The sequence below is a fragment of the Streptomyces sp. NPDC059201 genome (assembly GCF_042754585.1).
Lineage (GTDB): Bacteria > Actinomycetota > Actinomycetes > Streptomycetales > Streptomycetaceae > Streptomyces.
On the sequence record NZ_JBHZBB010000004.1, the window covers coordinates 74,083 to 92,412 of the forward strand.

19 protein-coding genes are annotated in these 18,330 nt (G+C 71.8%); 9 read left to right on the forward strand and 10 right to left on the reverse strand.

Annotation, left to right across the window (positions count from 1 at the left end; translation table 11 throughout):
• Window positions 1-99 precede the first annotated feature (99 nt).
• Both ACFXMG_RS14665 and ACFXMG_RS14670 read left to right on the forward strand, forming a co-directional pair.
• Window positions 100-1,140, forward strand: coding sequence for a glycosyltransferase family 2 protein (locus ACFXMG_RS14665; RefSeq protein ID WP_383815344.1), 1,041 nt, complete (start codon window positions 100-102; stop codon window positions 1,138-1,140).
• Window positions 1,137-2,462 (forward strand): polysialyltransferase family glycosyltransferase, encoded by a 1,326-nt coding sequence (locus ACFXMG_RS14670; protein ID WP_383815347.1) that lies wholly within the window; start codon window positions 1,137-1,139, stop codon window positions 2,460-2,462. The genes ACFXMG_RS14665 and ACFXMG_RS14670 overlap by 4 nt, the downstream gene beginning before the upstream one ends.
• 49 nt (window positions 2,463-2,511) lie before the next feature.
• On the opposite strand, the gene ACFXMG_RS14675 is transcribed toward ACFXMG_RS14670, so the two are convergent.
• The 3 genes from ACFXMG_RS14675 to ACFXMG_RS14685 all read right to left on the reverse strand — a co-directional run bounded on the left by ACFXMG_RS14675 (window position 2,512) and on the right by ACFXMG_RS14685 (window position 5,697).
• Window positions 2,512-3,333, reverse strand: a complete 822-nt coding sequence (locus ACFXMG_RS14675; protein WP_383815349.1) for a MerR family transcriptional regulator — start codon at window positions 3,331-3,333, stop codon at window positions 2,512-2,514.
• Window positions 3,334-3,399: 66 nt separating this feature from the next.
• Window positions 3,400-4,056, reverse strand: a complete 657-nt coding sequence (gene leuE / locus ACFXMG_RS14680; RefSeq protein ID WP_383815352.1) for a leucine efflux protein LeuE — start codon at window positions 4,054-4,056, stop codon at window positions 3,400-3,402.
• Between the two features lie 60 nt (window positions 4,057-4,116).
• A complete protein-coding gene (locus tag ACFXMG_RS14685) occupies window positions 4,117-5,697 on the reverse strand; it encodes a methylmalonyl-CoA mutase (RefSeq protein WP_383815355.1) in 1,581 nt (526 codons plus the stop codon).
• A 203-nt stretch (window positions 5,698-5,900) separates the two neighbouring features.
• Between ACFXMG_RS14685 and ACFXMG_RS14690 the strand changes: the two genes are divergently transcribed.
• Window positions 5,901-6,740 (forward strand): L,D-transpeptidase family protein, encoded by an 840-nt coding sequence (locus tag ACFXMG_RS14690; protein ID WP_383815358.1) that lies wholly within the window; start codon window positions 5,901-5,903, stop codon window positions 6,738-6,740.
• A gap of 170 nt (window positions 6,741-6,910) precedes the next feature.
• On the opposite strand, the gene ACFXMG_RS14695 is transcribed toward ACFXMG_RS14690, so the two are convergent.
• Together ACFXMG_RS14695 and ACFXMG_RS14700 are read right to left on the reverse strand one after the other, a co-directional pair.
• The gene (locus ACFXMG_RS14695) at window positions 6,911-8,008 is read right to left on the reverse strand and encodes a hypothetical protein (protein ID WP_383815360.1); all 1,098 of its coding nucleotides are present in this window, start codon (window positions 8,006-8,008) and stop codon (window positions 6,911-6,913) included.
• Window positions 8,008-8,736, reverse strand: coding sequence for an RNA polymerase sigma factor (locus ACFXMG_RS14700; protein ID WP_383815362.1), 729 nt, complete (start codon window positions 8,734-8,736; stop codon window positions 8,008-8,010). The genes ACFXMG_RS14695 and ACFXMG_RS14700 overlap by 1 nt, the downstream gene beginning before the upstream one ends.
• A gap of 445 nt (window positions 8,737-9,181) precedes the next feature.
• On the opposite strand from ACFXMG_RS14700, the gene ACFXMG_RS14705 reads away from it, so the two are divergent.
• Window positions 9,182-9,922: a Clp protease N-terminal domain-containing protein gene (locus tag ACFXMG_RS14705; protein ID WP_383815365.1), complete on the forward strand. Its 741-nt coding sequence runs from the start codon at window positions 9,182-9,184 to the stop codon at window positions 9,920-9,922.
• Window positions 9,923-9,925: 3 nt separating this feature from the next.
• Here the strand turns inward: ACFXMG_RS14705 and ACFXMG_RS14710 are convergent, their stop codons facing one another.
• From ACFXMG_RS14710 to ACFXMG_RS14720, 3 genes are all read right to left on the reverse strand, one after another.
• A complete protein-coding gene (locus ACFXMG_RS14710) occupies window positions 9,926-10,456 on the reverse strand; it encodes a hypothetical protein (RefSeq protein ID WP_383815367.1) in 531 nt (176 codons plus the stop codon).
• Window positions 10,457-10,496: 40 nt separating this feature from the next.
• Window positions 10,497-11,129 (reverse strand): DUF4328 domain-containing protein, encoded by a 633-nt coding sequence (locus ACFXMG_RS14715; protein WP_383815369.1) that lies wholly within the window; start codon window positions 11,127-11,129, stop codon window positions 10,497-10,499.
• A gap of 106 nt (window positions 11,130-11,235) precedes the next feature.
• On the reverse strand, window positions 11,236-12,891 hold the full coding sequence (locus ACFXMG_RS14720) for a glycoside hydrolase family 20 protein (RefSeq protein WP_383815372.1): 1,656 nt from the start codon (window positions 12,889-12,891) through the stop codon (window positions 11,236-11,238).
• A 161-nt stretch (window positions 12,892-13,052) separates the two neighbouring features.
• Here ACFXMG_RS14720 and ACFXMG_RS14725 point away from each other — a divergent pair, with 161 nt between their 5' ends.
• The 5 genes from ACFXMG_RS14725 (at window position 13,053) to ACFXMG_RS14745 (ending at window position 17,261) form a co-directional block, all read left to right on the forward strand.
• Window positions 13,053-13,667, forward strand: coding sequence for a 2-oxo-4-hydroxy-4-carboxy-5-ureidoimidazoline decarboxylase (locus ACFXMG_RS14725; RefSeq protein ID WP_383815375.1), 615 nt, complete (start codon window positions 13,053-13,055; stop codon window positions 13,665-13,667).
• A 194-nt stretch (window positions 13,668-13,861) separates the two neighbouring features.
• Window positions 13,862-14,242: a succinate dehydrogenase, cytochrome b556 subunit gene (sdhC, locus tag ACFXMG_RS14730; protein ID WP_189948009.1), complete on the forward strand. Its 381-nt coding sequence runs from the start codon at window positions 13,862-13,864 to the stop codon at window positions 14,240-14,242.
• An 8-nt stretch (window positions 14,243-14,250) separates the two neighbouring features.
• Entirely contained in the window at window positions 14,251-14,724 is a 474-nt protein-coding gene (locus ACFXMG_RS14735; RefSeq protein ID WP_383815378.1) for a succinate dehydrogenase hydrophobic membrane anchor subunit, read from the forward strand.
• A gap of 24 nt (window positions 14,725-14,748) precedes the next feature.
• Window positions 14,749-16,503 carry a succinate dehydrogenase flavoprotein subunit gene (sdhA, locus tag ACFXMG_RS14740; protein ID WP_383815381.1) on the forward strand — a complete coding sequence of 585 codons (1,755 nt, stop codon included), beginning with the start codon at window positions 14,749-14,751 and terminating at the stop codon, window positions 16,501-16,503.
• The gene (locus ACFXMG_RS14745; protein ID WP_383815384.1) at window positions 16,503-17,261 is read left to right on the forward strand and encodes a succinate dehydrogenase iron-sulfur subunit; all 759 of its coding nucleotides are present in this window, start codon (window positions 16,503-16,505) and stop codon (window positions 17,259-17,261) included. Before sdhA ends, ACFXMG_RS14745 begins: the two co-directional genes overlap by 1 nt.
• A gap of 76 nt (window positions 17,262-17,337) precedes the next feature.
• Here the strand turns inward: ACFXMG_RS14745 and ACFXMG_RS14750 are convergent, their stop codons facing one another.
• Together ACFXMG_RS14750 and ACFXMG_RS14755 are read right to left on the reverse strand one after the other, a co-directional pair.
• Complete coding sequence (locus ACFXMG_RS14750; RefSeq protein ID WP_383815387.1) at window positions 17,338-17,634, reverse strand: hypothetical protein; 297 nt, start codon at window positions 17,632-17,634, stop codon at window positions 17,338-17,340.
• A gap of 66 nt (window positions 17,635-17,700) precedes the next feature.
• Window positions 17,701-18,240, reverse strand: a complete 540-nt coding sequence (locus tag ACFXMG_RS14755) for a MarR family winged helix-turn-helix transcriptional regulator (protein WP_383815390.1) — start codon at window positions 18,238-18,240, stop codon at window positions 17,701-17,703.
• Between the last annotated feature and the right edge of the window lie 90 nt (window positions 18,241-18,330).

Genomic DNA, 18,330 nt, shown 5'->3' on the forward strand with positions numbered 1-18,330 from the left:
CCTCGGGTAAAGGCGGTTAAGGAGCCCGCCGCTTCGTGTTCACCGAAAATCCCCCGGACGGTCGGCGAAGCGGCCGGGGCGGCGCCTAGCGTCGGCCGCGTGGTCAAGCTCTCCGTCGTCGTGCCGTTCTTCAACGTGCAGACATACGCCCCCGACACCCTCGCCAGTCTGCGCGCCAACGCCCGCGACGACTTCGAGTTCCTCCTCGTCGACGACTGCTCGTTCGACGACACCCCGGACATCCTCGAACGGGCCGCGCGCGAGCTGCCCGGCGCGGTCCTGATCCGGCACGAGCGGAACGAGGGCCTGGCGACGGCCCGCAACACCGGTCTCGACGCCGCCCGCGGCGAGTTCATCACCTTCCTCGACGGGGACGACTGGCTCTCCCCCGGCTACTACGGGCGCCTGGTGGCCGCCGCGGAGGACCTCGGCTGCGACTTCCTGCGCACCGACCACACCTCGGTCACCGGCCGCGCCCGCTCGGTCCGCCGGGCGCCCGTCCCGCGCCGCAACGAGGTCATGGACCCGCGCGAGGCGATCCTCCCCGCCCACCGCACGACCTCCGTCGACTACCCGTTCGCCTGGGCCGGGATCTACCACCGCAGGCTCCTCGACCGGGGGCTGCTGCACTTCCCGCACGGCCTGCGCACCGCCGAGGACCGGCCGTGGATCTGGCGGCTGCACCGCGAGGCGGAATCCTTCGCCGCGATAGGCGAACTCGGCGTCTTCTACCGGCGCGGGGTGGCGACCTCGCTCACCCAGATCGGCGACGTCCGGCAATTGGATTTCATCCGCGCATTCGACCAGGTGATCGAGGAGACGGCCAAGGACAGGGAAGCGGACCGCTTTCTCCCCAAAGCCGTCCGCACCTATTGCGCGGTCATCGCCCATCACATCGGCTCGATACAGAAGTTCGAACCGGACGTGGCCCGGCAGCTGAAGGCGATGAGCGCGGGCGCGCTGCGCCGCATGCCGCAGGACGTCCTCGAACAGGCGCTGACCGCGATGGGCGGCGACCGCGCGGCCGTCCTGCGCAAGCTCCGCCGCCGGCGCCCCGCACCTCCGCCGCCCGCCCCGCCGGCCCCGCCGCGCGGCCGGGGTCCGGCGGCCGGCACGAACTCCTCGGAGGTGGCCGCGTGAGCACGGCCCGTACGACCCAGATCTTCGCCGCCTCCACCCTCTACGGCGCGGTCACCCTGGCCGCTGCCATAGACAGCGGCTGCTTCGGCACCGCCGCCCGGCGGATCCTCCTCGTCACCAACAACGCGCCCGTCCCGGAGACCACCCCCGCCTTCGACGAGGCCGAGGGCTTCGGCCGGATCCGGGACCGCTTCGACGAGGTGGTGTCCTGGAACGAGACGATCTCCCCGCTCCACCCCGGCGGCTGGACCCCGCGCGGCCAGGACGTGCCGATGCTCCAGCGCCACCTCCACAAGGTGTGGGGGCTGGACGGCGACCGGGTCGAGCTCGTCCTGGAGTCCATCCAGGTCACCCCGGCCCTCGCCCTCGCCACCCTCCTCCCCGCGGCGGCGATCACCGTCTACGCGGACGGGCTGATGAGCTACGGCCCGACCCGCAACAAGATCGACCCGCTGATCGGCGGCCGCGCCACCCGCCTCCTCCACCTCGACCTGGTGCCGGGCCTGCGGCCGCTGCTGCTCGGCGAGTTCGGCGCGGTGCCGGAGACCGTACCGGTGGAGGCGTTCACCAAGGCGGTCGGCGAGCTGGCCGGCTCCGACGCGCCGGCCGCCGCCGGCGAGGGCCCCGCGCTGCTCCTCGGCCAGTACCTGGCCGCGCTCAAGCTGATGACGGCCGCCGAGGAGGAGGAGCTGCACCTGAGCATGGTGCGCGGCGCGGTCGCCCGCGGGCACCGGAGCCTCGTCTTCAAGCCGCACCCGACCGCCCCCGACTCCTGGACGGCCTCGCTGGCCGAGGAGGCGGCCCGGCTCGGCGCCGAGCTGTCCGTGGAGACCCGCCCGGTGCTCGCCGAGGTGCTCTACCGGGAGCTGCGGCCCTCGCTGGTCGTCGGCTGCTTCTCGACGGCGCTGATGACCGCCCGCACCTTCTACGGCCTGCCGGTCGCCCGGGTCGGCACCCGGGAGCTGCTCCAGCGGCTCACCCCGTTCCAGAACAGCAACCGGATCCCGCTGACGGTCGTCGACGCGGTCGTCCCGCCGCTGACGCCGGGCCCCGACGAGGAGGAGCCGGTGACGGACACCGCCCGCCTCGACGACCTGGTCGCCGCCGTCGGCTTCGCGATGCAGCCGAACATACGGGGCGACCTGCGGGACGCGGCGGTACGCCACCTGTCGGGGCCGTACGCCGAGCGCACCCGGCACCACTTCTCCCGCCGCAGGCTCACCGTCCTCGACCTGCCGGGCGGCCTGCCGGTCCCCCGGCACCCGAGGGTGCGCCGGCTGGCGCGCCGGGCGCTGCGGCTGCGCAAGGCGCTGAGGAAGTAGCGCCGGAGACCGGCCCGGGACCTGTGCGGAGGTCCCGGGCCCCACCTCCTCACGCGCGGGCGATCGGCTCCTGGATCTCGGTCACCCAGCCGGCCGGGTCCTCCGGGCACTCCAGGTACAGCTCGCGGGCGTAGCCGGCCGACGTGTACGCGTTGGTGTCGATCCAGGAGGCGAGGGCCTGCGCGGTCGGCAGGATGTCGTCCATCGAGCCCCGGTGGACGACGGTCGCCGCCTCCTCGATCCCGGGCAGCACGTGGACGCGTACGCCCTCCGCCTCGGTGCCCTCGGGCACGGTCATCGCGGCGTGCACGACGATCGAGCCGTCTCCCTTCCCCGCGTCCTCGTAGTACGCGATCCCCGGCCCGAAACCGGTGACCCCGGCGGCCTCCAGACGGCCGCACAGCTCCCCGTACAGCGGCCCGATGACGGGCGAGATGGCCTCCGGCCCGAAGCCCGCGGCAACCGCGCTCAGCTCGGCGACCCGCACGGCGGGGATCTTCTTGACGACGACGTCCTGCGTGGACATGCGTCCCTCGCTCTCGATGGCTCGGAGCCGCGCACCGACCTGGGCGAGCCGTGCCCGCGCCTCTTCGAGGGCGGTCTCCAGCTCGGTCCTGCGCAGCCGCAGCATCCCGCGCAGCTCGTCCGCGCCGATCTCGTCGTCGAGGATGGCCCCCACCTGTTCGAGGCTGAAGCCGAGGTCCTTGAGCGCGATGACGCGGTTGAGCCGCGCGAGCTGGTCCGCCGAGTAGAAGCGGTAACCGCTGTGCGGGTCGACGTGGGCCGGGCGCAGCAGTCCGAGCGCGTCGTAGTGACGCAGCATCCGGACCGACACCCGCCCGTGCCGGGCGAAGTCTCCGATGGCAAACATGACGCCCCCTACGGAACGGCCTCACACGGTGTGAGGGTCAAGCAGGCACGGGACGGGTGCGGGGGTTCAGGCGGCGCTGCTGAGGGAGAGCTTCACGGCGAAGCCGAGGAAGAGGGCGCCGGCGGCGGAGGTGGCGCCGGCGGAGAGGCGCTTGCGGCGGCGGAAGGCGGCGGCGAGGCGGGTGCCGCTGAATATCAGGGTGGTGAGGTAGAGGAAGCTGCCGAGTTGGAGCAGGGCGCCGAGGACCAGGAAGGAGAGCGCCGGGTAGGCGTAGGACGGGTCCACGAACTGCACGAAGAAGGAGATCAGGAAGAGGATCGCCTTCGGGTTGAAGATGCTGATGACGAGCGCCCGGCGGTACGGGTGTTCGGTGGAGCCGCTCTCCGCGCCCTCGGGTCCGGCGCCGTCGGGCTGGTGGCGGGAGCGCCACATGGCGAGGGCCGCGCGGAGCATCCCGTACGCCATCCAGGCCAGGTAGCCGGCGCCCGCGTACTTGACGATCGTGAAGAGCAGCGGGGTGGTCTGGAGCAGGGAGGCCGCGCCGAGGGCGGCCAGGGTCATCAGGATCGTGTCGCCGGTGAAGACGCCCGCGGCGGCCTTGTAGCCGGTCCTGGTGCCCTTGCGGGCGGCCACGGACAGCACGTAGAGCGAGTTCGGCCCCGGGAGGAGGATGATGAGGACGAGCCCCGCGAGATAGGTCGGCAGATCGGTGACACCCAGCATGGGCGGAGTGTCGCACATGGGTACGACACTCCGCTGTGACCTGCGTCTATATGGATGAGACTAGAAGACGTCGCTGGGCACGTACGTGCCCCAGACCTCGCGCAGGGCGTTGCAGACCTCGCCGACGGTGGCGCGGGCCTTGAGCGCGTCCTTCATCGGGTAGAGGACGTTGTCCGTGCCCTCGGCCGCCTTCTTCAGCTCGGCGAGCGCCGCGTCGACGGCCGCCTGGTCGCGCTCGGCGCGGAGCCTGGCGAGGCGGTCGGCCTGCTGGGCCTCGATCGCCGGGTCGACGCGCAGCGGCTCGTACGGCTCCTCGACGTCGATCGTGTAGCGGTTGACGCCGACGACGACCCGCTCGCCGGAGTCGGTCTCCTGCGCGATCCGGTACGCCGAGCGCTCGATCTCGCTCTTCTGGAAGCCGCGCTCGATGGCGTTGACCGCGCCGCCCAGCTCCTCGACCTTGTCCATCAGCTCCAGCGCGGCGGCCTCCACGTCGTCCGTCATCTTCTCGACGACGTACGACCCGGCGAAGGGGTCCACGGTGGCGGTGACGTCGGTCTCGTACGCGAGGACCTGCTGGGTGCGCAGCGCGAGGCGGGCGGACTTGTCCGTCGGCAGGGCGATGGCCTCGTCGAAGGAGTTGGTGTGCAGCGACTGCGTGCCGCCGAGGACGGCCGCGAGGCCCTGGACGGCGACGCGGACCAGGTTGACCTCGGGCTGCTGGGCCGTCAGCTGCACGCCCGCGGTCTGGGTGTGGAAGCGGAGCATCAGCGACTTGGGGTTCTTCGCGCCGAACTCCTCCTTCATCACCCGCGCCCAGATCCGGCGGGCGGCGCGGAACTTCGCCACCTCCTCCAGGATCGTGGTGCGGGCCACGAAGAAGAACGACAGCCGGGGCGCGAAGTCGTCGACGTCCATGCCGGCGGCGACGGCGGTGCGGACGTACTCGATGCCGTCGGCGAGGGTGAACGCGATCTCCTGCGCGGGCGAGGCACCGGCCTCGGCCATGTGGTAGCCGGAGATCGAGATCGTGTTCCACTTCGGGATCTCGGCCTTGCAGTACTTGAAGATGTCCGCGATCAGCCGCAGCGAGGGCTTGGGCGGGAAGATGTACGTGCCGCGGGCGATGTACTCCTTCAGCACGTCGTTCTGGATCGTGCCGGTCAGCTTGTCGGCGGGCACGCCCTGCTCCTCGCCGACCAGCTGGTACATCAGCAGGAGGAGGGAGGCGGGGGCGTTGATCGTCATCGACGTCGAGACCTTGTCCAGCGGGATCCCGCCGAACAGCACCCGCATGTCGTCGACCGAGTCGATCGCCACGCCGACCTTGCCGACCTCACCGCTCGCGATGGCCGCGTCGGAGTCGTGACCCATCTGGGTGGGCAGGTCGAAGGCGACCGACAGGCCCATGGTGCCGTTGTCGATGAGCTGCTTGTACCGGGCGTTCGACTCCACGGCGGTGCCGAAACCGGCGTACTGGCGCATCGTCCAGGGGCGTCCGGTGTACATCGACGGGTACACACCGCGGGTGAAGGGGTACGCGCCCGGCGCGCCCAGCTTCCCGTCGGGATCCCAGCCCTCCAGGGCCTCCGGACCGTAGACCGGCTCGATGGGCAGTCCCGACTCCGACTCGCGCGCCATTGCTTGTGCCTCCCGATTGACCTGCTGCCCGCTACTGTGCGGTACCGACCCTCGCGACGGACTGTAGCGGCGGCTGTGCGGCCCGGTGGAGAGCAGCACGCTGGGACCTTCCTCACAGCATGAGCGCTTGCTCGCACAGGTGCGCAACCACAGGCGGGCGGGAAGCATCCCTATGGGCACAGTTCATTCCCCGGGGGGCCACCATGAAGCGTTCGTCCGTCATACGCAGAGCCGTTCTCGCGACCGCCGCCGTCGCGCTCGTCACGACGGGGTGTACGGCCCAGGCGGCCGGGTCGGACGACAAGCCGCCGGCGCCCACCACCTCGGCCCCGGCCACCTCCGCGTCCCCCGCACCCTCGTCGTCGGCCCCTTCCTCGCCCGCTCCGTCCTCGCCGGCTCCGGCGCCCTCGGCGAAGGCGCTCATGAAGGACGGGGACGAGAGCGAGCAGGTGCGGGAACTCCAGGCGCGGCTGCGCCAGCTGGACTACTTCGACCGGGCGCCCACCGGCTTCTACGGGACGATCACGGCGAAGGCGGTCTCGGGTTTCCAGAAGAAGCGGGGGCTGCCGGAGACGGGGTCCGTGGACGAGACGACCTGGCAGCGGCTGCTCGGCATGACGAAGAAGCCGACGGCGGACGAGCTGAAGCCGTCCACCACCAACAAGCTGGACACCCCGGACGCGCGCTGCATGACCGGCCGGGTGCTCTGCATCAGCAAGGAGAGCCGGACCCTCGCCTGGATGATCGACGGCCGGGTGGTCTCGTCGATGGACGTGCGCTTCGGCTCGGAGAACACGCCGACCCGTGAGGGCACCTTCGCAGTGGGCTGGAAGGCGAAGGACTGGACGTCGACGATCTACCACACGCCCATGCCGTACGCGATGTTCTTCAGCGGCGGCCAGGCGGTGCACTACTCGTCGGACTTCGCGGCGCGCGGCTACAACGGGGCCTCGCACGGCTGCGTGAACGTCCGGGACCGGGCGAAGATCTCGGCCCTCTTCGACCAGGTGAAGGTCGGCGACAAGGTCGTCGTCCACTGGTAGCGGAAGGGTGGTGGCGGACGGGGCGGGAAGAAGGGGCGCGGGTGGGACCGGGGGAACGTGTCCCACCCGCGCCGGGTGCGCGGAGCCGTAGGTACGGGGGGAACCCCGGCTCTCTGCGCGGCCGATGACCAGTCGGCTCACTCTGTACTGCGCCGCCGGGCCGAAAAGTGTCACACCCCCGGCGCGGGGGCTCCCGTCGGGCAGAGCGCGAGGGCCTTCGCGGGGGTCTCCGCCGGGTGGGTCCTGCGCTTGGTCTTGTCCTCGTCCTTGCCCTCGCCCCCGTGCCTGTCGGCCTTGGGGCGGTCCTTCGGGTCCTGGTCGCGCTCGCGGTCGGAGTCGTCGTCCCGGTCGTTCCCCTCGCCGTCCTTCTCCTTGTCCTCCTTCTCCTTCTCCCGCTCGCGCTCCTTCTCGCCGTCCTCTTCCTTGCCGTCCGCCTTGTCGGCGCCGAGGAGCCTGTCGCAGTAGGCGCGCAGGGTCTCGCCCACGCGCGGGGCGCCGGTGAGCTGTTGGCGGGCGGAGGCGTCGAGGCGGCCGTCGCGGTACGCGCGGCACGCCTTGGTCCTGCGGTCGGCCTCGGTGCCGCGCCTGTCCTTGGGGGTGGGGGCGACCGAAGTGGGGTCGGTGGGCTTGCCGGTGGGCTTGCCGGTGGGCTTGCCGGTGGCGGTCGCGGTCGCTTCGGACCGGGCCGTGGGGGTGGCGCCGGGTGTGGGGGTGTCGGCGGGGCGGCCGGGGTCCTCGCTGCGGGAGGGGCTCGGGTGGCGTTCGATCCCGGCGGTCGGTTCGCGCGGGTCGGGCGGGTCGGGCGGCGTGGCGGTCTCGGCGGCGGTGACCGTACGGGAGGGTTCCCTGTCGACCAGCGGGAGTACGCCGGTCCCCGCGGCGACGGCGACCCCGCCGACGGTGACGGCGGCGAGCCCGGCGGCCAGCCCGTACCGCAGGGAGCGTCCCCAGCGGCGGGTCGTACCGGGGGAACGGACGAGCCGTACCCGCCCGAGGTCGGCGGAGACGACCGCGTCGGCCGGGGAGTCGGCGGTGGCGCGGGCCGCGGCGCGGGCGGCGGTGGCGGTGCGGAAGGCGGCGAGGGCGGCCTCCTCCCCGGCGAGCGGGACGCCGGGGGCGGGGGCGGCGGAGGCGCGGGCCGCGTCGAGGGCTTCGGCGAGGGCCGCGGCCCCCGTGGGGGCCTCGGGACCGGCGGGGTCGACGGGCTCGCCCCGGAGCAGCCGCTCCGCGGCCTCCGGGTCGAGCCACTGATTCCGCTCGTCGGCCATCACATGTCCTTCTGCGTACGCGGACGCCAATGCGTCACACCGCCGGGGGCTATGAAGCCCTGGTTCCGGCCGCGCTGGGGCGGCACTCCGTCGAGTGCCTGCGCGTCGGGCGCGGGCCCGCCGCCGGGGGGCTCCCCGGCCGGTTCCGGGGCGGCCGCGCCGGCCGCGCCGACCGCGCCTTCGACGCCGAGGAGTTCGGCGAGCTTCTTCAGGCCACGGTGGGCGGCGGTGCGGACGGCGCCGGGGCGCTTGCCGAGGGCCTCCGCGGCGGACTTGGCGTCGAGTCCGACGACGACGCGCAGGACGACGGCCTCGGCCTGGTCCTGCGGGAGGCGGGCGATGAGGCGGAGGGTGTCGCCGGTGGCCAGCGCCTCCAGGGCCTCGCCCGCGGTGTCCGAGTCGGCGGGCTTGTCGGTCAGTTCGGTCTCGTCGGCGCCGGAGGCGGGCCTGCGGCCGCGCATCCGGATGTGATCGAGGGCGCGGTTGCGGGCGATCCGGGCCGCCCAGCCGCGGAAGCGGTCCGCGTCGCCGCTGAAGCGGTCGAGGTCGCGGGCGATCTGGAGCCAGGACTCCGAGGCGATGTCCTCGGCGTCGGCCTCTCCGACCAGCGTGCGCATGTAGCCCAGCAGACGGGGGTGCACGGCGCGGTACACAGTACGGAAGGCGTCCTCGTCCCCGTCCTGCGCAGCGAGCACCGCGGCCGTCAGCTCCGCGTCGTCCCCCAGCACTCCCCAAACCCTGTCCGTCGGTCGCGTTCTGCGCGCGCCAGCACGTCGGTCGCGTCGTCGGGGCTGGTCATCGCCGCCGAGTCCGCCTCGCGCTCCAGCACGCTACGTCGATTCCTGGCGTCGCGTCCACGCGGTGCGGGCACCTTGTACAACTTGCAACCTTCGCTCCGCGCGCGGGTGGCGCATCCGACGGTGTGACAGAAACCGCACCACCGGCGCTGTAGGGAGTACGGAGCCGTGCTGCGGCTCCGTGGACGACGACCGGGGCCTCTCCTGTGGGGGGTGGCGGCCCCGGTCGTCTCCCTTTTCCGGGCCGCGCTCCGCCCGATTCATCCCCTCTTCATGCCATACGACGCATCACTCAAAAGAAGTCACGAGAAGTCACACCGGGCACGACTGTCAACCGATCGTTGACAGTGCAGGGGTGTCAACCTAGGGTTGCCTCATGACGCATCCCGCGGTTCCGCAGCTCAGCATCCGTCTCGACGAACTCATCGACGCGATCAAGAAGGTCCACCCGGACACGCTGGACCAGCTCTCCGGCGCCGTCATCGCGGCGGACTACCTCGGCGAGATCGCCGACCACCTCATCGGCCACTTCGTCGACCAGGCCCGCCGCTCCGGCGCCTCCTGGACCGACATCGGGCGCAGCATGGGCGTGACCCGTCAGGCCGCCCAGAAGCGCTTCGTCCCCAAGGACCCCGACGCCGAGAGGATGGACCCGAACGCCGGGTTCGCCCGCTTCACGCCGCGCGCCCGCGCCGTCGTCGTCGCCGCGCAGAACGAGGCGATCGCCGCGCGGAACGCGGAGACCGTCCCCGGACATCTGGCGCTCGGGCTGCTCGCCGAGCCCGAGGGGCTCGCCGTCCTGTGGATCACCCAGCAGGGCGTCACCGCCGAGCGGCTGCGCGAGGCGGTCACGCCGACGCTGCCGCCCGTCGCCGAGGAGGTGCCGGCGCTCATTCCGTACGACGCGGCGGCGAAGAAGGTGCTCGAACTGACCTTCCGCGAGGCGCTGCGGCTCGGGCACAACTACGTCGGCACCGAGCACATCCTCCTCGCCCTCCTGGAGCACGAGGACGGCGAGGGCGTGCTGAGCGGTCTCGGCCTGGAGAAGGCGACGGCCGAGCGGCAGCTCTCCGAGCTCGTCGCCTCCGCGACGGTCGAGGCGCCTTCGGAGGACTGAGCCTCAGGCGGTGCGGGCCCGGCGCGAGACCACCGCGCGCAGCACCCGGCCGCCCTCGACGGACAGCTCACGGGCCCGGCGCAGTCCGGTCGGGCCGTGGGCGACCGTCTCCAGGACGGCCTGCTGGCGGCGGAGTTCACCGGCCTGGAGCGGGCCGTCCTCGTGGACGTCGTACAGGCGGTGCACGGCGAGCGCGACGGACGAGCACTGCCCGGCCCAGGCCCGCAGGGGCTCCTCGGCCCACGCGGCGGGAGCCCCGTCGAGCATCGTGCGCACCATCGTGACGACCCCGCCGGCGTCCGCGTCCCCGTCGCCCGCGCCGTCCAGCTCGACCCGCGCCGTGGCCACGGCCTCGGCCCACCCGCCGCCGCCCCCGCGCGCCACCGCGGCCCACACCGGGCGCAGCACCTCGGCGCGCCCGGGCGCGAGCAGCGGCAGGCACCGGTCCAGGCAGGCGAGCCCGGCGGCGGCGAGGCCGCGCTCGTCGGCCCCGTCGATCAGGTCCCGCAGACTCCGGCCCGTCTCCACCGTCATGGTCGCCTCCGCCGCCTCCGCGCCGACCGGCGCTTTTCCGTCACATGGCGGCCGGAATCATGCCAGTGGCCTTGGTGTGCTGCATAGAGGTCAGACGGCGGACGAACAGGATGGCGAGGATGCCGGCGACGACGGTGAGCAGGTAGCCCGCCAGAGACCAGCCCGCTGCGGTGGTCCACTCGTCCAGCGTCTCGGCCCGCTTGTACGCCTGGGCCGCCACCCGGTCCACCACCGCTCCGGCGACCCAGAAGGACCACCAGGAGTTCAGCAGGGTCAGCTCCCGCGCGCCGTCGGCGGCGGACGGGTCCGGCCGGCTGCCCCGCCAGATGTCCGCGGCGATGTTCCGCGGGATCCACAGGTTGGCGATCGGGATGAACCACGCGCCGATGGCCCAGCCGGGCCTGCGGCTCTGGAGGTCGCCGGCCCAGACCTCGGCGTTCAGCCGGACCCGGTGGAACCAGATGATGAAGAGGACGATGGTCGCCACGTAGGCGCCGCCGCTCGCGACGCCCAGCAGGGCGAGGTCGACGCCGGCGAAGGTGCTCGCCCGGTAGGCGGCCAACGGGTCGGTGAGCGACCACACCTCGTCGCCGGCGAGCAGCAGGTCGAGGAAGACGTCGACGCCCAGCAGGGTCATGACGGCGTACGCCAGGCCGTTGGGATTGCGCAGCATGAAGGTTCCCCCCAGGAACGGTGTGCGATCGGAACGGCCCCTCCCCCAAGGGGCCGGGGCGGAACCTATGCCAGGCGGAACCGTTCCGTCCAGGGAAAACCCCAGCTCAGCCGCGTACCTTCGTCGCCAGGGCGCGGAAGTCGGCCCAGCTCTGGGTGGGTTTGCGGGAGTCCCACACCTTCTGGGAGAGGGCTTCGAGCGGGAGGCGGATGCCGGCGGCGACCTGGTCCTGGGTCTGGGCGTTGGAGAGGTCGCACCAGACGGCGAGCCGGCCGCCGAGGATCTGGGCGTCGTAGCGGGCGGGGACCGGGGTGGTGCCGCGCAGGACGAGCGGGGTCCACTGCTCGTAGATGCGGCGGCCGGTCGGGTAGGTGAACTGGTTGGGCTCGCCGAGGACGTAGTAGAGGTACTCGTCGTTGAGGTTGACCAGCTTGCGGCCCGCCTGGAGGTACGGGAGCGGGGGCCGGGCGCCGAACTCCTTGCCGGTCCAGTACTCGACCTCGATGTCCTTCGCCGCGCTCACCACGCCGCCCGCGAAGAAGCCGTCGTTCCACGCCTTGAGGGTCTTGCCGGTGGGGCGGACGGTGGCGGCGCGGTCGTTGAGCCAGTCGGTGGCCAGGTCCTGGACGCGGCCGGAGGGCCCGTACGCCTCGCGCGCCGCCTTCGCGAGCTGCGGGTAGCTGGCCTCGGGGTCCTTCGCCATCAGGGCCACGTACTCGTCGGCGCCCAGGTGCCAGTAGGCGCCGGGGAAGAGGGCCGTGTACTCGCGCAGCAGGTCGTCGACGATCCGGGCCGAGTCGGGGTCGGAGATGTCGACCGCGCCGCGCGGGGTGCGGCCGCTCACGCTGACCAGCTGGAGGTCCGGGTGGGCGTCGATGACCGCGCCGAGGTGTCCGGGCGAGTCGATCTCGGGGACGACGGTGACGTGCCGGCTCGCGGCGAGCGCGAGGATCCGGCGGACCTCCGCCTTGGTGAGGTGCTGCTTCGAGACGACCTCGGGGTGCGAGTCCGACTCGATCCGGAAGCCCTGGTCGTCGGAGAAGTGCAGCCCCAGCTGGTTGAGCTTGAGGTCGCCCATCTCCCGGATGCGGTCCTCCAGCCAGGCGGCGGTGAAGTGCTTGCGGGCGATGTCGACGTTGAGTCCGCGCTGCGGCTTGGCCGGCCGGTCCGTGACGGTGCCCTCGGGCATCGCCCCGGCGCCCTTCACCGACTGCTTGAGGGTGCGGGTGCCGTAGAAGACGCCCGCCTCGTCGGGGCCGGCGATCCGGACCCGGCCGTCCTTCACGGTCAGCGTGTACGACTCGGGGGCGCCGCCCTTCGCGCCGAGCGCCAGCTCGACGTCGCCGGTGACCGGGGCGGCCTCGCCGCGGTAGCGCAGGCCCAGCTCCTGGGCGATCAGCCGCGCCTCGTCGGCGAGGCCCGCGCTGTTCGCGCCGAGGACGACGCCCGCGCGGGGTCCGGGCTTCCAGCCGGGGCCGCGGGCGGCCTCGTGGGAGCGGACGGCGGGGACGGTGCGGGGGGCGGTGGAGAGCGGGTACGTCCGGGTGGGCGTCGGCGAGGGGGAAGGGGTCGCCGTGGTCGGCTCGGGGGCGGGGGCCGCGGCCGTGCCCGTACCGGACGGGGCCGAGGGGGCCGAGGGTGCCGCGGAGGGGGAGGCCGTACCGGACGGGGACCCGTTCGAGCAGGCCGCGACGGTGGTCAGGGCCACCGCGGCCGCCAGGAGTGCCGGGCCCCGCAGGGCGCCTCGTGGGGAGTACCGCATCTTTCCGATCCTCCCGCACCGGGGACGGACCGGCCAATCGTCCGTGCGCGGATCCCCACCCGGAGGAACGGAACCTTCACGTCCATCACACGTTCCTAAACTCTCCCTTCCGGGTGAAATTCGCGCACTCGTCGGACACTTCCCCCGTACCGTCGATAACGTTGCGTCACGCCCACCCCACTCGTCCCGCCGTCCCGGAGCCCACGCTGACCAGCGACACCCACGCCCCCTGCCGCAAGCCGGGACCGGCGGACGCGCCTGCCATACCCGCCCAGAAGTCCCCCGGCGCCCCGCACGGCCTGCTGCCGCTCAACGCGGCGGCCCCCGCCGAGGCGGTGGCACTGCTGCTCTCCTGCTGCCACAGCCCCCGCTGGGCCGAGCGGATCGCCGCCCACCGGCCCTATCCCACGGTGGACGCCCTGCTGGCCGCCGCCGAGGAGGCCGGGTACGACCTGACGGGAAACGACCTCGACGAGGCACTGGCCGCGGAATCCTCCGCGCCGCCGGACCCGGACGCGCCGCCGGCCGCCCGGACCGCGCTGCGCGCCGCCCACGCCGCGTACGAGAGCCGCTTCGGCCATGCGTTCGTCATCAGCCTGGACGGGGTGCGGCCGGGCGAGCGGCTGGACGCCGTCCTGGCCGGAATCCGGTCACGTCTCGGCAACGAACCGGACGAGGAGCGGGCCGTCGCGGCCGACGAGCTGCGCCGGCTGGCGCGCTCCCGGCTCGCCTTCACGCTCTCCCAGGGACTCACGTTCCGCCGCGCGGACCTGTGATTCTCCCCGGAATGGGCCGAATCCGCCTCGGACGATAGCCCGTCCGTGCCTGTTTGATCACACTGACGGACCCCGCGCGAGCGAACCGACAAGTCGTCGCTACGATGACCGGGGCCGGTGGACCGTACCCGGCCGGGCCAGACCGACAGAGAAGCCGGCCGGGCCCCTGATCCCCGCTCCCGGAGGGTTTTTCCGTGCCGGCTGGAACGCTGTACCGCGGCCGGGAAGGAATGTGGTCCTGGGTGGCTCATCGAGTCACCGGCGTCCTCATCTTCTTCTTCCTGTTCGTACACGTGCTGGACACCGCTCTCGTCCGCGTCTCCCCCGAGGCGTACGACGAGGTCGTCGCGACCTACAAGACGCCGATCGTCGCTCTTCTGGAGTACGGCCTGGTCGCCGCCATCCTCTTCCACGCGCTCAACGGCCTCCGGGTCATCGCCGTGGACTTCTGGTCCAAGGGCCCGCGCTACCAGAAGCAGATGCTCTGGACCGTCGTGGGCATCTGGGTCGTGCTGATGGCGGGGTCGATCTACCCCGTCCTCGGCCACGCCGCACGTGAACTGTTCGGGAGCTGACCTCAGACATGTCCGCTGACACGACTTCCGCGATCGGTCCCGTCGAGGGCGCTGCCTACGACGCGGACAACCCCGCCCCCTACATCGAGGCGCCGCGCAAGCGCACGGGCAAGACGCCCAAGTCGACCCGCGGCAACTTCGAGATGGCCGCATGGCTCTTCATGCGCCTCTCGGGTGTCGTCCTCGTGGTCCTCGTCCTCGGCCACCTGCTGATCCAGCTCTTCCTGGACGGCGGCGTCTCCAAGATCGGCTTCGCCTTCGTGGCCGGCCGCTGGGCGTCCCCGTTCTGGCAGGTCTGGGACCTGCTGATGCTGTGGCTCGCCATGCTGCACGGCGCCAACGGCCTCCGTACCGTCATCAACGACTACGCGGAGCGCCCCAACACGCGCCTGTGGCTCAAGGGCCTGCTGTACACCGCCACGGTGTTCACCATCCTTCTGGGCACGCTGGTGATCTTCACCTTCGACCCGAACATCCGCTAGGCACGGGGCTGAGGTAACCACCCAATGAAGATCCACAAGTACGACACCGTCATCGTCGGCGCCGGCGGCGCCGGCATGCGCGCCGCCATCGAGGCGACGAAGCGCAGCCGCACCGCCGTGCTGACGAAGCTCTACCCCACCCGCTCCCACACGGGAGCCGCGCAGGGCGGCATGGCCGCCGCGCTGGCCAACGTGGAGGAGGACAACTGGGAGTGGCACACCTTCGACACGGTCAAGGGCGGTGACTACCTGGTCGACCAGGACGCCGCCGAGATCCTGGCGAAGGAGGCCATCGACGCCGTCCTCGACCTGGAGAAGATGGGCCTGCCGTTCAACCGGACCCCGGACGGCACCATCGACCAGCGCCGCTTCGGCGGCCACTCCCGCAACCACGGCGAGGCCCCGGTCCGCCGGTCCTGCTACGCCGCGGACCGCACCGGCCACATGATCCTCCAGACGCTGTACCAGAACTGCGTCAAGGAGGGCGTGGAGTTCTTCAACGAGTTCTACGTCCTGGACCAGCTGATCACCGAGGTCGACGGCGTCAAGAAGTCCGCCGGCGTCGTCGCGTACGAGCTGGCCACCGGCGAGATCCACATCTTCCAGGCGAAGGCGGTCATCTACGCCTCCGGCGGCACCGGCAAGTTCTTCAAGGTGACGTCGAACGCCCACACCCTGACCGGTGACGGCCAGGCCGCCTGCTACCGCCGCGGCCTGCCCCTGGAGGACATGGAGTTCTTCCAGTTCCACCCGACGGGCATCTGGCGCATGGGCATCCTCCTTACGGAGGGCGCCCGCGGTGAGGGCGGCATCCTCCGCAACAAGGACGGCGAGCGCTTCATGGAGAAGTACGCGCCGGTCATGAAGGACCTCGCGTCCCGTGACGTCGTGTCCCGCTCCATCTACACGGAGATCCGCGAGGGCCGCGGCTGCGGTCCCGAGGGCGACCACGTCTACCTGGACCTGACGCACCTCCCGCCGGAGCAGCTCGACGCCAAGCTCCCGGACATCACCGAGTTCGCCCGTACGTACCTCGGCATCGAGCCGTACACGGACCCGATCCCGATCCAGCCCACCGCGCACTACGCCATGGGCGGCATCCCGACCAACGTCGAGGGTGAGGTCCTCTCGGACAACACCACCGTCGTCCCGGGCCTGTACGCGGCCGGCGAGGTCGCCTGCGTGTCGGTGCACGGCGCCAACCGCCTCGGCACCAACTCGCTGCTCGACATCAACGTCTTCGGGCGCCGCGCGGGCATCGCCGCCGCCGAGTACTCCCACAAGGCCGACTACGTCGAGCTGCCGGAGAACCCGGAGTCCCTGGTCGTCGCGCAGATCGAGAACCTGCGCAACTCCACGGGCAGCGAGCGGGTCGCCGACCTGCGCCGCGAGCTCCAGGAGACGATGGACGCCAACGTGATGGTGTTCCGCACGGAGCAGACCATCAAGACGGCCGTCGAGAAGGTCGCCGAGCTGCGCGAGCGCTACAGGAACGTGTCCATCCAGGACAAGGGCAAGCGGTTCAACACCGACCTCCTGGAGGCCATCGAGCTGGGCAACCTGCTCGAACTGGCCGAGGTCATGGCCGTCTCGGCCCTGGCGCGCAAGGAGTCCCGCGGCGGTCACTACCGCGAGGACTACCCGAACCGCGACGACGTCAACTTCATGCGCCACACGATGGCGTACCGCGAGGTCGGCGAGGACGGCTCCGAGACCGTGCGTCTCGACTACAAGCCGGTCGTCCAGACCCGCTACCAGCCGATGGAGCGTAAGTACTGATGGCCACCCCCGTTCTGGAAAAGGTCGAGGCGGAGTCCGCCGCCTCCCCGTACATCACGGTCACGTTCCGGATCCGCCGCTTCAACCCCGAGCTCTCGGACGCGGTGGTCTGGGAGGACTTCCAGGTCGCGATCGACCCGAAGGAGCGCGTGCTCGACGGTCTCCACAAGATCAAGTGGGACATCGACGGCACGCTGACCTTCCGTCGCTCCTGCGCGCACGGCATCTGCGGCTCGGACGCGATGCGGATCAACGGCAAGAACAGGCTCGCCTGCAAGACGCTGATCAAGGACCTGAACCCCGAGAAGCCGATCACCGTCGAGCCCATCAAGGGCCTCACGGTGATGAAGGACCTCGTGGTCGACATGGAGCCCTTCTTCCAGGCGTACCGCGACGTCATGCCGTTCCTCGTCACCAAGGGGAACGAGCCGACCCGCGAGCGCCGGCAGTCCGCCGAGGACCGCGAGCGCTTCGACGACACCACCAAGTGCATCCTGTGCGCCGCGTGCACGTCGTCCTGCCCGGTCTTCTGGAACGACGGCCAGTACTTCGGTCCGGCCGCGATCGTCAACGCGCACCGCTTCATCTTCGACTCGCGCGACGAGGCCGGTGAGCAGCGCCTGGAGATCCTGAACGACAAGGACGGCGTGTGGCGCTGCCGCACGACGTTCAACTGCACGGACGCCTGCCCGCGTGGCATCGAGATCACCAAGGCGATCCAGGAAGTGAAGCGCGCGCTGATCACGCGTCGCTTCTGACCTCCTCCGCGTGATGCGAAGGCCCCGTCTCCCTCCGGGAGGCGGGGTCTTCCGCGTGTGCGGGGCCCGGGAGGCGTCAGCCGCCGACCAGGGGGACCAGCTTCAGGAAGACGACCTCGGTGGCGGGGCCGAGGGTGACCGTCTCGTCCGGGTCCTCGATCTGGCGGTCGCCGACGAGGACCAGGAAGCCGTTGCGGGCGAAGGCGTCCAGGGCGCGGGCGAGCCCGGCCTCGTACCCCTCCGGGCCGGTCTCCAGGGCGACCCGGCGGGCTATCAGCTCGCGCAGCGGCAGCCGCTCCTCGGGCACGGCGAGGGGCGCGGAGGCGGTCCGGGCGCCGAGGGTGGTCTCGTCGACGAAGGTGACTGTTCCCATGCCGACGAGCGTAGGCACCGGCACTGACAGTCGGTCAGGCGGTCGGGCGGTGAGGTGGTCGGGCGGTCAGCCGTGCCAGTGCGGGGCGGCCGGGTCCGCCTCGGCGGCGAGCATGACGCGGCGGAGGAGGTCGTTGAGGGTGGCGCGCTCGGCGGGGCTGAGGACGCCGAGGAGGCGCTCCTCCTCGTGGCCGAGGACGTCCATGGCGCCGAGCCAGGTGGTGCGCCCGGCGCCGGTGAGTTCGACGACGACGCGGCGGCGGTCGGTGGTGGAGGGGGTACGCCGGACGAGGCCGCGCTTCTCCAGGGCGTCGAGGCGGCCGGTGACCGAGGCGGGGGCCAGGTCGAGGTCCTGGGCCAGCTCGGAGGGGGCGGCGGAGCCGCCGCGGCCGGCCAGTTTGTGCAGGGTGTCGAACTCGTGGCGTTCGAGGTCGAAGTCGACGAGGGACTGCTCGCGGACCCGGCGGAGGTAGACGGAGAGCTTCTTCATCCGGGTGACCGCGCCTTCGACGACGGGGTCGAGTTCGGGCAGGACGGGCTGCCAGCGGGCCACGTGCCCGTCGGTCCAGTCCTGCTCCTGGGGTGCCAGGGGGTCCGGCTTGTTCATGGGGGGATCGTACGTGCGGGGGTCCGGCCTGTCCGGGCAGTGATACTTCGTTGCCTAATATTTCGTTGCCAAATCATTAGGTACCGAAAT

Coding starts and splice junctions, on each gene's coding strand:
- ACFXMG_RS14755 (WP_383815390.1), bottom strand. CDS start 18,240: ATGAACAAGCCGGACCCCCTGGCACCCCAGGAGCAGGACTGGACCGAC.
- ACFXMG_RS14690 (WP_383815358.1), top strand. CDS start 5,901: ATGAAGCGTTCGTCCGTCATACGCAGAGCCGTTCTCGCGACCGCCGCC.
- ACFXMG_RS14685 (WP_383815355.1), bottom strand. CDS start 5,697: ATGGCGCGCGAGTCGGAGTCGGGACTGCCCATCGAGCCGGTCTACGGT.
- ACFXMG_RS14745 (WP_383815384.1), top strand. CDS start 16,503: ATGGCCACCCCCGTTCTGGAAAAGGTCGAGGCGGAGTCCGCCGCCTCC.
- ACFXMG_RS14715 (WP_383815369.1), bottom strand. CDS start 11,129: ATGCTGCGCAATCCCAACGGCCTGGCGTACGCCGTCATGACCCTGCTG.
- ACFXMG_RS14705 (WP_383815365.1), top strand. CDS start 9,182: ATGACGCATCCCGCGGTTCCGCAGCTCAGCATCCGTCTCGACGAACTC.
- sdhA (WP_383815381.1), top strand. CDS start 14,749: ATGAAGATCCACAAGTACGACACCGTCATCGTCGGCGCCGGCGGCGCC.
- ACFXMG_RS14675 (WP_383815349.1), bottom strand. CDS start 3,333: ATGTTTGCCATCGGAGACTTCGCCCGGCACGGGCGGGTGTCGGTCCGG.
- ACFXMG_RS14710 (WP_383815367.1), bottom strand. CDS start 10,456: ATGACGGTGGAGACGGGCCGGAGTCTGCGGGACCTGATCGACGGGGCC.
- ACFXMG_RS14720 (WP_383815372.1), bottom strand. CDS start 12,891: ATGCGGTACTCCCCACGAGGCGCCCTGCGGGGCCCGGCACTCCTGGCG.
- ACFXMG_RS14695 (WP_383815360.1), bottom strand. CDS start 8,008: ATGGCCGACGAGCGGAATCAGTGGCTCGACCCGGAGGCCGCGGAGCGG.
- ACFXMG_RS14750 (WP_383815387.1), bottom strand. CDS start 17,634: ATGGGAACAGTCACCTTCGTCGACGAGACCACCCTCGGCGCCCGGACC.
- ACFXMG_RS14735 (WP_383815378.1), top strand. CDS start 14,251: ATGTCCGCTGACACGACTTCCGCGATCGGTCCCGTCGAGGGCGCTGCC.
- leuE (WP_383815352.1), bottom strand. CDS start 4,056: ATGCTGGGTGTCACCGATCTGCCGACCTATCTCGCGGGGCTCGTCCTC.